The sequence below is a fragment of the Streptomyces sp. A 4/2 genome (assembly GCF_940670765.1).
Lineage (GTDB): Bacteria > Actinomycetota > Actinomycetes > Streptomycetales > Streptomycetaceae > Streptomyces.
The window spans coordinates 104,543-117,029 of sequence record NZ_CALNVW010000050.1; the positions used below are offsets into that span (position 1 = coordinate 104,543).

The 12,487-nt window shown below is 67.1% G+C and carries 11 protein-coding genes; 8 read left to right on the forward strand and 3 right to left on the reverse strand.

The genetic code is table 11. The features are described 5' to 3' along the window. The first annotated feature begins 100 nt into the window (after positions 1-100). Positions 101-1,270, forward strand: coding sequence for a xylose isomerase (gene xylA, locus NBY69_RS33210; RefSeq protein WP_250305681.1), 1,170 nt, complete (start codon positions 101-103; stop codon positions 1,268-1,270). 82 nt (positions 1,271-1,352) lie between these two features. On the opposite strand, the gene acnA is transcribed toward xylA, so the two are convergent. From acnA to NBY69_RS33225, 3 genes are all read right to left on the reverse strand, one after another. Continuing rightward, positions 1,353-4,067: an aconitate hydratase AcnA gene (acnA, locus tag NBY69_RS33215; RefSeq protein WP_284350008.1), complete on the reverse strand. Its 2,715-nt coding sequence runs from the start codon at positions 4,065-4,067 to the stop codon at positions 1,353-1,355. 371 nt (positions 4,068-4,438) lie between these two features. Beyond that, the gene (locus NBY69_RS33220; protein ID WP_250305683.1) at positions 4,439-5,479 is read right to left on the reverse strand and encodes a hypothetical protein; all 1,041 of its coding nucleotides are present in this window, start codon (positions 5,477-5,479) and stop codon (positions 4,439-4,441) included. Between the two features lie 342 nt (positions 5,480-5,821). Then, positions 5,822-6,370, reverse strand: coding sequence for a MarR family winged helix-turn-helix transcriptional regulator (locus NBY69_RS33225; RefSeq protein WP_250305684.1), 549 nt, complete (start codon positions 6,368-6,370; stop codon positions 5,822-5,824). A 57-nt stretch (positions 6,371-6,427) separates the two neighbouring features. On the opposite strand from NBY69_RS33225, the gene NBY69_RS33230 reads away from it, so the two are divergent. The 7 genes from NBY69_RS33230 (at position 6,428) to NBY69_RS33260 (ending at position 12,478) form a co-directional block, all read left to right on the forward strand. Continuing rightward, the gene (locus tag NBY69_RS33230; RefSeq protein ID WP_250305685.1) at positions 6,428-6,955 is read left to right on the forward strand and encodes a DUF6790 family protein; all 528 of its coding nucleotides are present in this window, start codon (positions 6,428-6,430) and stop codon (positions 6,953-6,955) included. A gap of 145 nt (positions 6,956-7,100) precedes the next feature. After that, positions 7,101-7,913 (forward strand): methyltransferase domain-containing protein, encoded by an 813-nt coding sequence (locus NBY69_RS33235; RefSeq protein WP_250305686.1) that lies wholly within the window; start codon positions 7,101-7,103, stop codon positions 7,911-7,913. A 14-nt stretch (positions 7,914-7,927) separates the two neighbouring features. After that, entirely contained in the window at positions 7,928-9,457 is a 1,530-nt protein-coding gene (locus NBY69_RS33240; protein WP_250305687.1) for a UDP-N-acetylglucosamine 1-carboxyvinyltransferase, read from the forward strand. A 529-nt stretch (positions 9,458-9,986) separates the two neighbouring features. After that, positions 9,987-11,129 (forward strand): ATP-binding protein, encoded by a 1,143-nt coding sequence (locus tag NBY69_RS33245; RefSeq protein ID WP_250305688.1) that lies wholly within the window; start codon positions 9,987-9,989, stop codon positions 11,127-11,129. Further along, the gene (locus NBY69_RS33250) at positions 11,126-11,536 is read left to right on the forward strand and encodes a roadblock/LC7 domain-containing protein (RefSeq protein ID WP_250305689.1); all 411 of its coding nucleotides are present in this window, start codon (positions 11,126-11,128) and stop codon (positions 11,534-11,536) included. The genes NBY69_RS33245 and NBY69_RS33250 overlap by 4 nt, the downstream gene beginning before the upstream one ends. After that, positions 11,533-11,913: a DUF742 domain-containing protein gene (locus NBY69_RS33255; RefSeq protein WP_250305690.1), complete on the forward strand. Its 381-nt coding sequence runs from the start codon at positions 11,533-11,535 to the stop codon at positions 11,911-11,913. Before NBY69_RS33250 ends, NBY69_RS33255 begins: the two co-directional genes overlap by 4 nt. Beyond that, positions 11,888-12,478: an ATP/GTP-binding protein gene (locus NBY69_RS33260; protein WP_250305691.1), complete on the forward strand. Its 591-nt coding sequence runs from the start codon at positions 11,888-11,890 to the stop codon at positions 12,476-12,478. Before NBY69_RS33255 ends, NBY69_RS33260 begins: the two co-directional genes overlap by 26 nt. Positions 12,479-12,487 lie beyond the last annotated feature (9 nt).

A 12,487-nucleotide genomic window follows, 5' to 3' on the forward strand; every position in this document is an offset into this window, starting at 1 on the left:
AAACAATCGCGCCGATGCCGTATTAGTAGTGTCAGAAAACAAATCAAGTCGGCCGGCCGGTGACGCCGTCGGCCGAGCCGGTGTCGACCAGAGGCAGACCATGTCGGACCGTTTCACCCCCACCCCCGCGGACAGGTTCACCTTCGGACTCTGGACCGTCGGCTGGAAGGGCAACGACCCCTTCGGCGACGCCACCCGCCCCGCACTCGATCCCGTGGAGTCCGTGGAGCGCCTCGCGGAACTGGGCGCCCACGGCGTGACCTTCCACGACGACGACCTGATCCCGTTCGGCGCCCCGGAGTCCGAGCGGGCGGCGCTCGTCACCCGCTTCAAGGAGGCCCTGGACCGCACCGGTCTCAAGGTCCCGATGGCCACCACGAACCTGTTCACGCATCCGGTCTTCAAGGACGGCGGCTTCACCGCGAACGACCGCGACGTCCGCCGGTTCGCGCTGCGCAAGGTCATCCGCAACATCGATCTCGCTGCCGAACTGGGTGCCCGGACCTATGTCGCCTGGGGCGGCCGTGAGGGCGCGGAGTCGGGAGCCGCGAAGGACGTCCGGGTGGCGCTCGACCGGATGAAGGAAGCCTTCGACCTGCTCGGTGAGTACGTCGTCGACCAGGGCTACGACCTGCGCTTCGCCATCGAACCCAAGCCGAACGAGCCGCGTGGCGACATCCTGCTCCCCACCGTCGGGCACGCCCTGGCCTTCATCGAGCGCCTGGAACGCCCCGAGATGTACGGCGTGAACCCGGAGGTCGGCCATGAGCAGATGGCCGGACTGAACTTCCCGCACTCCATCGCCCAGGCCATCTGGGCGGGCAAGCTCTTCCACATCGACCTGAACGGCCAGTCCGGCATCAAGTACGACCAGGACCTGCGCTTCGGCGCCGGTGATCTGCGCCAGGCGTTCTGGCTGGTGGACCTGTTGGAGAGCGCGGGCTACGAGGGGCCGCGTCACTTCGACTTCAAGCCGGTCCGCACGGACGGCTTCGACGGGGTCTGGGAATCCGCGAAGAACTGCATGCGCAACTACCTGATCCTCCGGGAGCGCGCGCTGGCGTTCCGCGCCGATCCGGAGGTGCGCGAGGCGCTGGCCGCCTCGCGGCTGGACGAGCTCGCGCTGCCGACCGCTGCCGACGGGGTCAAGGGGCTGCTCGCGGACCGTTCCGCGTACGAGGACTTCGACGTGGCGGAAGCGGCGCAGCGCTCGATGGCCTTCGAGGCGCTCGACCAGCTCGCCATGGAGCATCTGCTCGGCGTCCGCTGACGCTCGACCGGAGTGCCTGTGCACCACGAAGGGCCGCACCTCCCGTGACGGGAGGTGCGGCCCTCGCTGTCGCTGCCGGACCCTACTTGCGGATCAGGTTCCGGAGCACGAACTGCATGATGCCGCCGTTGCGGTAGTAGTCCGCCTCACCGGGGGTGTCGATACGGACGACCGCGTCGAACTCGACGCCGGTGTCCGTGGTCACCTTGACCGTGCGGGGCGTGACGCCCTTGTTCAGCTCCGTCACGCCGGTGAAGGAGAAGGTCTCCTGGCCGGTGAGACCGTACGTCTCGGCGGTCTCGCCCTCCGGGAACTGGAGCGGCAGGACGCCCATGCCGATGAGGTTCGAGCGGTGGATGCGCTCGTACGACTCGGCGATGACGGCCTTGACGCCGAGCAGCGCGGTGCCCTTGGCCGCCCAGTCGCGGGACGAGCCCGAGCCGTACTCCTTGCCCGCCAGGACGGTGAGCGGAACGCCCGCGGCCTGGTAGTTCTGCGAGGCGTCGTAGATGAACGACACCGGGCCGTCCGGCTGGGTGAAGTCGCGGGTGAAGCCGCCCTCGGTGCCCGGCGCGATCTGGTTGCGCAGGCGGATGTTCGCGAAGGTGCCGCGGATCATGACCTCGTGGTTGCCCCGTCGCGAGCCGTACGAGTTGAAGTCACGGCGCTCGACGCCGTGCTTCGTCAGGTACTTGCCGGCCGGGGTGTCGGCCTTGATGGCGCTGGCCGGGGAGATGTGGTCGGTCGTGACCGAGTCGCCCAGCTTGGCGAGGACGCGGGCACCCGTGATGTCCTCGACCGGGGTCGTCTCCATCGTCATGCCCTCGAAGTACGGGGGCTTCCTGACGTAGGTGGACTGCGGGTCCCACTCGAAGGTGTTGCCGGTCGGGATCGACAGGGCCTGCCACTGGGCGTCGCCCGCGAAGACGTCCTCGTAGGACTTGCTGAACATGTCCTCGCCGATGGTGTTCGCCACCACGTCGTTGACCTCGGCCTCGGTCGGCCAGATGTCCTTGAGGTAGACCGCGTTGCCGTCCTGGTCGGTGCCCAGGGAGTCCTTGGTGATGTCCACCTTCATGGAGCCCGCGATGGCGTACGCGACGACCAGCGGCGGGGAGGCCAGGTAGTTCATCTTGACGTCGGGGTTGATGCGACCCTCGAAGTTACGGTTGCCCGAGAGCACCGAGGTCACGGCCAGGTCGTGCTCGTTGACCGCCTTGGAGACCTCTTCCGGCAGCGGGCCGGAGTTGCCGATGCAGGTGGTGCAGCCGTAACCGACGAGGTTGAAGCCGACCTTGTCGAGGTAGGGGGTCAGGCCCGCCTTGTCGAAGTAGTCGGTGACGACCTTCGAGCCCGGCGCGAGGGTGGTCTTGACCCACGGCTTGCGGGTCAGGCCCTTCTCGACGGCCTTCTTCGCCACGAGCGCCGCGGCCACCATGACGTACGGGTTCGAGGTGTTGGTGCAGGAGGTGATCGCGGCGACGGTGACGGCGCCGTGGTCGATCTCGTACGTCGAACCGTCGGGGGCCGTGACGATGGTCGGGCGGCTCGGCACGCCGTTGTGGGCGGCCGGGGCGTCGGAGGCCGGGAAGGACTCCTTGCCCGACTCCTCGTCCTCGGAGACGTAGTTGCGGACGTCCTGCGCGAACTGCGCCTTGGCGTTGGCGAGGACGATGCGGTCCTGCGGGCGCTTCGGGCCGGCGATGGACGGGACGACCGTGGCGAGGTCGAGCTCCAGCTTCTCGGAGAAGTCGGGCTCGGCGGCCGGGTCGAGCCAGAGGCCCTGCTCCTTGGAGTACGCCTCGACGAGCGCGACCTGCTTCTCGTCACGGCCGGTCAGGCGCAGGTACTTCAGCGTCTCGTCGTCGATCGGGAAGATCGCGGCGGTGGAGCCGAACTCCGGCGACATGTTGCCGATGGTGGCGCGGTTCGCCAGCGAGGTGGCGGCGACGCCCTCGCCGTAGAACTCGACGAACTTGCCGACGACGCCGTGCTTGCGCAGCATCTCGGTGATCGTGAGGACCAGGTCGGTGGCGGTGGTGCCGGCGTTCAGCTCACCGGTCAGCTTGAAGCCGACGACGCGCGGGATGAGCATCGAGACCGGCTGGCCCAGCATCGCGGCCTCGGCCTCGATGCCTCCGACGCCCCAGCCCAGCACACCGAGGCCGTTGACCATGGTGGTGTGCGAGTCGGTGCCGACGAGGGTGTCGGGGTACGCCTGGCCGTTGCGGACCATGACGGTGCGGGCCAGGTGCTCGATGTTGACCTGGTGGACGATGCCGGTGCCCGGGGGGACGACCTTGAACTCGTCGAAGGCGGTCTGGCCCCAGCGCAGGAACTGGTAGCGCTCCTTGTTGCGGCCGTACTCCAGCTCGACGTTCTGCGCGAAGGAGTCCGACGTACCGAACTTGTCGGCGATGACGGAGTGATCGATGACCAGCTCGGCCGGGGCCAGCGGGTTGATCTTCTCGGCGTCACCCCCGAGCTCCTTGACGGCCTCGCGCATGGTCGCGAGGTCCACCACGCAGGGCACACCGGTGAAGTCCTGCATGATCACGCGGGCCGGCGTGAACTGGATCTCCTGGCTCGGCTGAGCCTGCGAGTCCCAGCCGCCGAGCGCCCGGATGTGGTCGGCGGTGATGTTCGCGCCGTCCTCGGTACGCAGCAGGTTCTCCAGCAGCACCTTCAGGCTGTAAGGGAGGCGCGCGGAGCCCTCGACCTTGTCCAGCTTGAAAATCTCGTACGACTCGTCGCCCACGCGCAGCGTGCTGCGGGCGTCGAAGCTGTTCGCCGACACGACAGTCTCCTTCATCAATGTGCGCGTACTACCGCGCCGCGCCTCATGTGCGGCCGGCGCCGCATGGTGCCACCTACGGCTGCTCGGCCGTCCGCTGTGATAAGGATTAGTTAGGTAACCCTTACCGAGTGGCGGCTGCGATACGCCTCGGCAGATATCTCGATGTCGAGATAACTCTAGTACACGACCGCACGGAGGTCATGCGGGGACCACGCTGACCTCTGCCATCCGATCGAGGCGTTCGACAGCGAACCCAGTCGTTCCGGCTTCCTTGCCGGCGAACCTGGTCGTACGCGGGGACGCACCGGGGGTGCTGGGTGGCCGTACCGGTCGGGATGGATCTTGCGGAGCCGCCTCCGCCTCCCGGAGACTCAGAACGACACGGTGAGGGCGATGACGACGATGTTGGCGATGAGGTACAAGCCCGTCGCGATGACGAAAGTGCGGTTGTTGAAGCGCCGCGCCGCCGGTTCGGCCATGGGATCGGTCAACAGCTTCATGACGTAGGTGGTGCTGGCGACACCGACCAGTACGTAGAGCAGGCTCATGAAGTGGATTTCTTCGACCAGCGTCACGTTCAGGAAGGTGCCCAGCGCCTCGTCGACCGCCCGCAGGTTGAGCATGATCGTGAAGAGCGCGGTACCGAGAATCCCGAGCCGTGCGACCATGGCGACCTCGTTGTCCTTCGACCAGATCAGAAACGAGATCAGGGCGACCAGGAGAGCCACATATACCGGCAGGATCTGCTTACCGAAACTCGTGAGGTCCACTCGGGTGAGCTTGAACTCGATCACCAGCTGGGAGTAGTGACTGCTGCCTCCTTGTTTGAGCCGGGGATCGCCGAAGCTCGTCCTGTAGGACGCGTCACCGACACCGATCCGGAATCGCGTGATCTTGAAGTCGCCGGGATGGATCCCGGGGTTGTACGTGGAGTTCTTCGCATCCGCCCGGTAGACGAACCGTGACTTGTCCAGTTTGTTTTCCTCGACCCGGATCCGGACGACCTGTTTGTCGAACGGGAAGTCCGTCAGGTTCAGGGTCTGCCGGAAGGTCCCGGCCACTTTGACCTGAGTCCAGTACTCGTTGTCCACCTTCTCGCTGGAAGGCGCGGTCAGCGTCGTCTTCGTCGCGTTGGTGAATTCGAGACGCTGGACAGCGGCAAGGTCCTTGCGTGGGCATACGCTCCACAGCCACAGGTCCGCGTTCACGGTGCTCTCGACCGGATTCACCGCGTAGAGGTCGGTGACGTAAGCCCCGACCCTGCAACTGGGCACGGCCGCAGCGGCGGGCGTGACGATGATCAGCGTGCTCAGCACCGCAGCGACCGCTGCGAGCAGGGCGGTCGCTCCCGACGGGAGCCCGGCCAGGAAGTCACGTCGGCCGTTCGCTGGCCCGCCGTACGAACGGGGCATACCTGCGAGCCTCCAAGGACGCCGGCGGGAGCAGCAGGAACTGCCTCAGGGGAGCGTTTCCACGCGGACCTTAACCCGGCGGCCGAGGCAAGGTCGCGATCAGAGCGGCCCACCCCGCAGACCGGCTCAGATGCACCCGTTCGGCCCATGTCCAGGGCCTCGGCGCGGCTGTCGACCACGCAGGCGGCATGCTCATGACCGCCCAGGCGGCGCCCTCTGTGTGGACAGGTGGCGGGCGTTGCGTGCGGTTTCGTCTCACCTGAGTATCCGAAACCGCCTGTCTCATCCCATCCAGTCCCCGCGGGTCGGCGGAGATGCGGACGACTGACTTCATCGAGAGCATCAACCTGGTTCTGCCGCCCCTGGCCGAGCAGCAGGTGACCGGGATTCAACTTCCCCCTGCTCACGTCGGCCCGCTCGATCCGGTTCCGGTGCGCCGTTCGGTTGCCGGGCCGTGGCTGCGCGCCGTGGCTGCGCGGGTGTCAGCAGCGCGGCGAGCCGGTGGGTCTCCGCGAGGTAGCGGTCGTAGGGGAAGCCGGCCTGCAGGAGGGCGGTGCGGAGTTCTTCCTCCAGGGGCTTGCCCTCGACCAGGAAGGCGTCCTGGCCCGTCGGGGTGAGGGTGACCAGGCGTCGGCGTCGGTGGGCGGGGTCGACGCTGATCGTCACGTACCCCTGCGCCTCCAGCGGGCGCAGGGAGCGGCTGATGGCCGGGTCGGACAGGGTCAGGGCCTCGGCGAGCTGGTGCTGGGTGGCGGGTTGGATCTCCTCAAGGGTGCCCAGTAGTCGCAGTTGACTGTGGGAGAGGCGCTGGTTCGGGTCGGCGCGGCGCCGGGCCGCCTCGCCCATCAGCATGACCACGCGGTACAGGAGCTCTGCCAGTCCTTCGTCCATACGTCCACCCTACCTGATACTTGCATGGTTAATATTAACCATGCAACACTCAGATTCATGGACAACCTCCCGTACGCCGTTCAGACCACGTTTCCGCTTCTCTTCATGCTGGTACCCGCCCTCGGAGCGCTGCTGAGCTGCCGTCGCCGCGGTCCGGGCCGGTCGGCGGCGGAGATCTGGCAGCGCTGGTGGTCGGTCGGCGCCCTTGGCGTCGGAAGCCTGTGGATCACGATCTCGTTCCTGGCGATCCCGAAGGGCATGGCCGACACCATCGGCTTCGCCACCTCGCCGTTCCAGTTCGAGATCGCCTTCGCCAACCTCGGCCTCGCCGTGCTGGGCTTCCGCGGCGCGTCCGCATCGCCCCGCGAGCGACTCACGAGCGGGTTGGCCGCCGCCGCGTTCCTGTGGGGAGCCACGATCGGCCACGTCTACCAATGGTTCGCCAACGGCGACCACGCCGCCGGAAACACGGGTGGCATCCTGGCCAACGACGTCCTCATTCCCGCCGTCTTGATCGCCCTGGCCGCCCGGGACGTCCGCCGCGCCGGCTCGGGCCGCGGCCACACCGCCCGCCCGGCCGCCTGACCACGGCGGCCCACCCGCCCGGCAGCGGAGCCCGCGACGATGCGAAAGGCCGGCTTCGATCGGCCAATGTTCCTCCCGGGACCGGGGCTTGAGACCGCATCCCGGCCGTCTCCGCGCGGGGTCGTCGGCCTGATTGACTGGTCGCATGAACAGGGACTTAGGCGCACCCCGGCCCGACCAGGCGGCGTACATGCTGCGCATGGCCGGAACGGGGCGTACGTACAAGGAGCAGCTGCTCGCCCTCCTCGATGTCCGGGCCGGCCAGACCGCGCTGGATGTCGGATGCGGGCCCGGCGCCGACCTCGGCGACTTCTCCCGGCTGGTCGGTGCGGGCGGCAGGGTGATCGGGGTCGACCGCGACCCGGCCATGGTGGCCGAAGCGCGGCGCCGGGCGAGCGGGCCGGCGCCCGTCGAGATCCGGGAGGGTGACGCACATGCGCTGCCGGTGGAGCCGGGGAGCGTGGACCGGGCCAGGATCGACCGCGTACTGATGCATGTCGACGATCCGGCCGCCGCGCTCGGCGCGTTGCACCGCGCGGTCCGTCCGGGCGGGCTCGTGGGGCTCGCCGAGCCCGACTGGGACACCCTGGTCGTCGACGCGGACGACCTCGAAACCGGTCGGGCCTTCACCCGCTTCACCACCACGGTCGCCGTCCGCAACGCCACGATCGGGCGCCGTCTCGCCCGCCTCGCCGAGGAAGCCGGGTTCACGGTGCTGACCGTGCTGGCGAACACCCCGGTACTGCGGGACCCGGAAGTCGCCGACTACGCCCTGGGGCTCGGCCGCAACACCCGGAAGGCCATCGACGCCGGCCACATCGACGAGGACCGCGGCACGCGCTGGTTCGAGTCGCTGAGCCAGGGGCCTTTCCTCGCCTCCTGCACGGTGTTCACGGTGATCTGTTCGCGCGGCGTCACTCCAATGGCCGACCCCGATGAAGCGTCATCTCATATCTGAGATAGCGTTCCCGTATGGCAGACGACTACCTCGTACGCATCGGCAAGCTCATCCGTGACGCCCGTCAGCACCGGGGCTGGACACAGACTCAGCTTGCCGATGCGCTCTCCACCAGCCAGAGTGCTGTGAACCGCATCGAACGCGGTAACCAGAACATCAGCCTTGAGATGATCGCCCGTATCGGCGAGGCACTTGACAGTGAGATCGTCTCGCTGGGCTATGCCGGGCCGATGCATCTGCGCGTGGTCGGCGGACGCCGGCTCTCCGGCTCGATCGACGTCAAGACGAGCAAGAACGCCTGTGTGGCGCTGCTTTGCGCGTCGCTGCTCAACAAGGGACGCACGGTGCTGCGGCGGGTGGCGCGCATCGAAGAGGTGTTCCGGCTCCTGGAGGTGCTCAACTCCATCGGGGTGCGCACCCGTTGGATCAACGAGGGCAAGGACCTGGAGATCGTTCCCGGCGCCGAGCTGGACATGGCGGCGATCGACGCGACGGCTGCCCGCCGTACCCGCTCGATCATCATGTTCCTCGGCCCGCTGCTGCACCGCCTGGACAGCTTCAAGCTGCCGTACGCCGGAGGCTGCGACCTCGGTACGCGCACGATCGAGCCCCATATGATCGCGCTGCGCCGCTTCGGGCTGGACATCACTGCGACCGAGGGGCTCTACCACGCCCGGGTGGAGCGGGGAGCGACCCCCGACCGCCCGATCGTGCTGACCGAGCGCGGGGACACGGTCACCGAGAACGCGCTGCTCGCGGCTGCCCGCAGCGGCGGGGTGACGGTGATCCGCAACGCGTCCTCCAACTACATGGTCCAGGACCTGTGTTTCTTCCTGGAGGCCCTGGGCGTGGAGGTCGAGGGCATCGGCACCACGACGCTGACGGTGCACGGAATGCCGCACATCGACGTGGACGTCGACTACTCCCCCTCCGAGGACCCGGTCGAGGCGATGAGCCTGCTGGCCGCCGCCGTGGTCACGGAGTCGGAGCTGACGATCCGCCGGGTGCCCGTCGAGTTCATGGAGATCGAGCTCGCGGTACTGGAGGAGATGGGCCTCGACCACGACCGCAGTGGCGAGTACCCGGCGGACAACGGCCGGACGCGGCTGGTGGACCTCACGGTGCGCCCGTCCAAGCTGGAAGCTCCGATCGACAAGATCCACCCGATGCCCTTCCCCGGGTTGAACATCGACAACGTGCCGTTCTTCGCGGCCATCGCGGCGGTCGCCCAGGGCCAGACCCTGATCCACGACTGGGTCTACGACAACCGCGCCATCTATCTGACCGACCTCAACCGGCTGGGCGGCAGGCTGCAACTCCTCGACCCGCACCGGGTGCTGGTCGAGGGCCCGACCCGCTGGCGGGCGGCCGAGATGATGTGCCCGCCCGCACTGCGTCCCGCGGTGGTGGTGCTGCTGGCGATGATGGCCGCCGAGGGCACGTCGGTGCTGCGCAATGTGTACGTGATCAACCGCGGGTACGAGGAGCTGGCCGAGCGGCTCAACTCCGTCGGGGCGCAGATCGAGACGTTCAGGGACATCTGACCCACCCGTCCCCCAACAGGGCAGCACCCACCGCATCCTGAACCGTGCCGGGCCGGTCGCACCTCGCGACCGGCCCGGCACGGTCATGTCCGGCCTCGGCCCTCGCGGATTCCTCCCGCGACGCCCGGACCCCATCGCGGACAATCGACCCGAAGAATTCCCAACCATGATCAATCGGGCACGTCCGGCAAATAGCCAACACCCCGCATGACCCCAAATGGGCCCCTTGCTGAATTTCCGTCAGATGCCAGATTGATAACGCTTCCCCAGGAACGGCACCCCGTTCCGTGGTGCTAAGATCATCGCACTTGCCTGGCTGTCCCAAACCAGCTATGGCAAATTAATCGCGCAGCGCGTCGGCCCAGAATTCCGCCACCCCGGGGGGAACTATGCCATCAGCCGGGCCTTTCAAGGCAGTCGGGCAGGAGTACGCGCGCGACCGATCCCGTATGTCTGAGGCCACGAGCGAACTCGACCGCACCCCCGAGACATTCAGCACCCGGCGGCCCAGCCACCCGAAGAGAGCCTTATGACTCAGTACTTCCAGGATCCAGCACTCTGGGCTTTGATAGCTGGCACTCCTGTCGCCGCAACCGCGATCGTTCGCGGCAGAAAGTCGCTTTCCCAGATGCGACAGGAAAAGCAGGAACTCCGAACTCACTATGCCGCTCTGGAAGACCATTACGCGGAGTCCGTCGAGGAGGCGAAGGAGCGGGCCGAAGAAGCCACCAAGACCGCTCTGAAATCCGCCATGCGGACGCTCCAGGGCCTCGCGAGTGAGCAGCAGCTCGCCATTTCCAAGCTTCAGGGGAAATACGGCGAGTTGCAGATCCTGCAGGACCTGCTCGACATCGACCACATGAACTCGCAGTTCGCGCGACGGGCCCAGTCCATCGCCGTTCTCTGCGACGGCTGGCTCGGCCGCCAGCGTACGGATGCGTCGCTCTACGACGTGGTCCGCAGCGCCAAGGGCCGCATCCGGCACTTCACGCGTGTCGAGATCCGGACCCAGAGCCATTTCGCGATCGTCAGCCGGGCCGTCGAGCCCGTCGCGCTCACACTCGCGGAACTGCTCGACAACGCCACGAGTTACTCGGCGCCGGAAACGATGATCGAGATCAACATCCGCCCGGTACCCAAGGGCGTCTGCATCATCGTCGACGATGCCGGTGTCGGTATGAACGAGGAAGAGAAGAGCCGTGCGGCCAAGCTTCTCTCCAGCGAACGTTCCCCCGGCGTCTCGGGGCTGGGCAACCCGCCGCAGTTCGGATTCACCGTGATCGGTGTGCTCGCCGCCCGGTACGGATTCAGCGTGTCCGTGGACACCACCTCGCCGTACGGCGGTGTGCGTGCGGTCGTGCTGCTTCCCGATGAGCTCCTCACGGCCATGCCGGAGCCCGCCCCCCAGCCCGAGGCAAAGGAGATTCCCACCGTGGCCGCGTCTTCCCCGATGCCGCCCGAAGAGGATTCGGCGGCTCGCTCGACCACGTTCGGCGGCCTGCCGAAGCGCAGCCGAAGGGGTGCGATATCCATCGTGCCGACAGCCGACAGCGAGGAAACCCCGGTCCGCTCCACCGAGCAGATCGCATCCGTGATGGGGGCGTTCCAGCGAGGGACGCAATCCGGACGCCGTTCCACCAGTGCACGCAGCGAAGGGCATGAGACTCAGTGAATTACGACCTTTCATGGATGCTTGACAGTGCCCTGGAAGTCCCCGAGGCGCGGCACGCGATTCTCGTCTCCGCGGACGGACTGCTCATGGCCCGCTCGAAGGACGTCGGCAAGGACCACGGCGACACCGTCGCCGCCGCGATGAGCGGCATGCAGTCCTTGAGCCGTACGGTGGCCGACTTCTGCGGCGGCCCCCCGAGCAACCGGCCGCAGTGGCGTCAGACGCTGGTCGAGTTCGAGCACGGCTGGGTCTTCCTGATCTCTGCCGGCGAAGGCGCCTACCTCGCCGTCTCGGCTTCCCCCGAGGTCGACATGGCGGAGATAACCTTCCGGATGCAGCAGCTCGTCGGCCAGCTCGGCAAGGCGCTCACCAGTCCCCCGCGCGAGATTGCCGACACCCGCGCATGACGACGCCAGTGGATCCGGAACAGGGACCGGAAGCCCCGCAATTAGTGCGGCCGTACGTCATCACCAACGGGCGCAGCCTGCTGGACGACCACGAGCTGTCCTTGATCACGCTGGTCACGGTGGCCGAGGACAGTCCCCGAAGCGATCACCTCGACCCGGAGAAGCGCCGTCTCGTCGAGCTGTGCTCGGGCGGCTATCTCGCGGTCGCCGAGATCGCCGGACACAGCCAGCTGCCCGTGGGAATCATCAGAATCCTGCTCGCCGACCTCACGGAGGCGGGATATCTCTACACACGCAAACCCATCCCACGTGCGGAGCGGGTCGAACGCCACATACTCGAGGAGGTGCTGAATGGCCTACAAGCCCGTTTCGGATGACGGTGTCTATCTGCGCGATTCAGTGCGGACCGCGGCGAAGATCCTTGTGGTCGGCCATTTCGCCGTGGGAAAGACAACGTTCATCGGGACCATGTCGGAGATCCCACCGCTGCGGACCGAAGAAGTAATGACGCGGGCCGGCGAGGAGATCGACGACCTCAAGGGCACGCGCGGTAAGACCACGACGACCGTGGCCATGGACTTCGGCCGCCTCACGCTCAGCGAGAACCTGGTCCTCTATCTCTTCGGGACACCCGGTCAGCAGCGCTTCGTCCAGGTGTGGGAAGACATGTCCCGGGGCGCGCTCGGGGCATTGGTGCTGGTCGACCCCGAGCGCCTGGAGGAGTCGTTCCCGGTGATGGACCTGGTCGAGCAGTACGGAATTCCGTACACCATCGCCGTCAACCGTTTCGACCTCAAGCCGAATCACGAGGATGCGGAGATCCGGGAGGCGCTCGACCTGCTGCCCGAGACCCCGCTCGTGAATTGTGATGCGCGCGATCAGCGCTCGTCGGCGAATGCCCTGATCGTTCTCGTCCGCTATCTTCAGTCGCGCCTTTCCTAGGAGTTCGGC

What these genes read in the sequence shown, in the direction of transcription:
- xylA (WP_250305681.1), top strand. Translation starts at nt 101, where the DNA reads ATGTCGGACCGTTTCACCCCCACCCCCGCGGACAGGTTCACCTTCGGA.
- NBY69_RS33220 (WP_250305683.1), bottom strand. Translation starts at nt 5,479, where the DNA reads ATGCCCCGTTCGTACGGCGGGCCAGCGAACGGCCGACGTGACTTCCTG.
- NBY69_RS33225 (WP_250305684.1), bottom strand. Translation starts at nt 6,370, where the DNA reads ATGGACGAAGGACTGGCAGAGCTCCTGTACCGCGTGGTCATGCTGATG.
- NBY69_RS33230 (WP_250305685.1), top strand. Translation starts at nt 6,428, where the DNA reads ATGGACAACCTCCCGTACGCCGTTCAGACCACGTTTCCGCTTCTCTTC.
- NBY69_RS33235 (WP_250305686.1), top strand. Translation starts at nt 7,101, where the DNA reads ATGAACAGGGACTTAGGCGCACCCCGGCCCGACCAGGCGGCGTACATG.
- NBY69_RS33240 (WP_250305687.1), top strand. Translation starts at nt 7,928, where the DNA reads ATGGCAGACGACTACCTCGTACGCATCGGCAAGCTCATCCGTGACGCC.
- NBY69_RS33245 (WP_250305688.1), top strand. Translation starts at nt 9,987, where the DNA reads ATGACTCAGTACTTCCAGGATCCAGCACTCTGGGCTTTGATAGCTGGC.
- NBY69_RS33255 (WP_250305690.1), top strand. Translation starts at nt 11,533, where the DNA reads ATGACGACGCCAGTGGATCCGGAACAGGGACCGGAAGCCCCGCAATTA.
- NBY69_RS33260 (WP_250305691.1), top strand. Translation starts at nt 11,888, where the DNA reads ATGGCCTACAAGCCCGTTTCGGATGACGGTGTCTATCTGCGCGATTCA.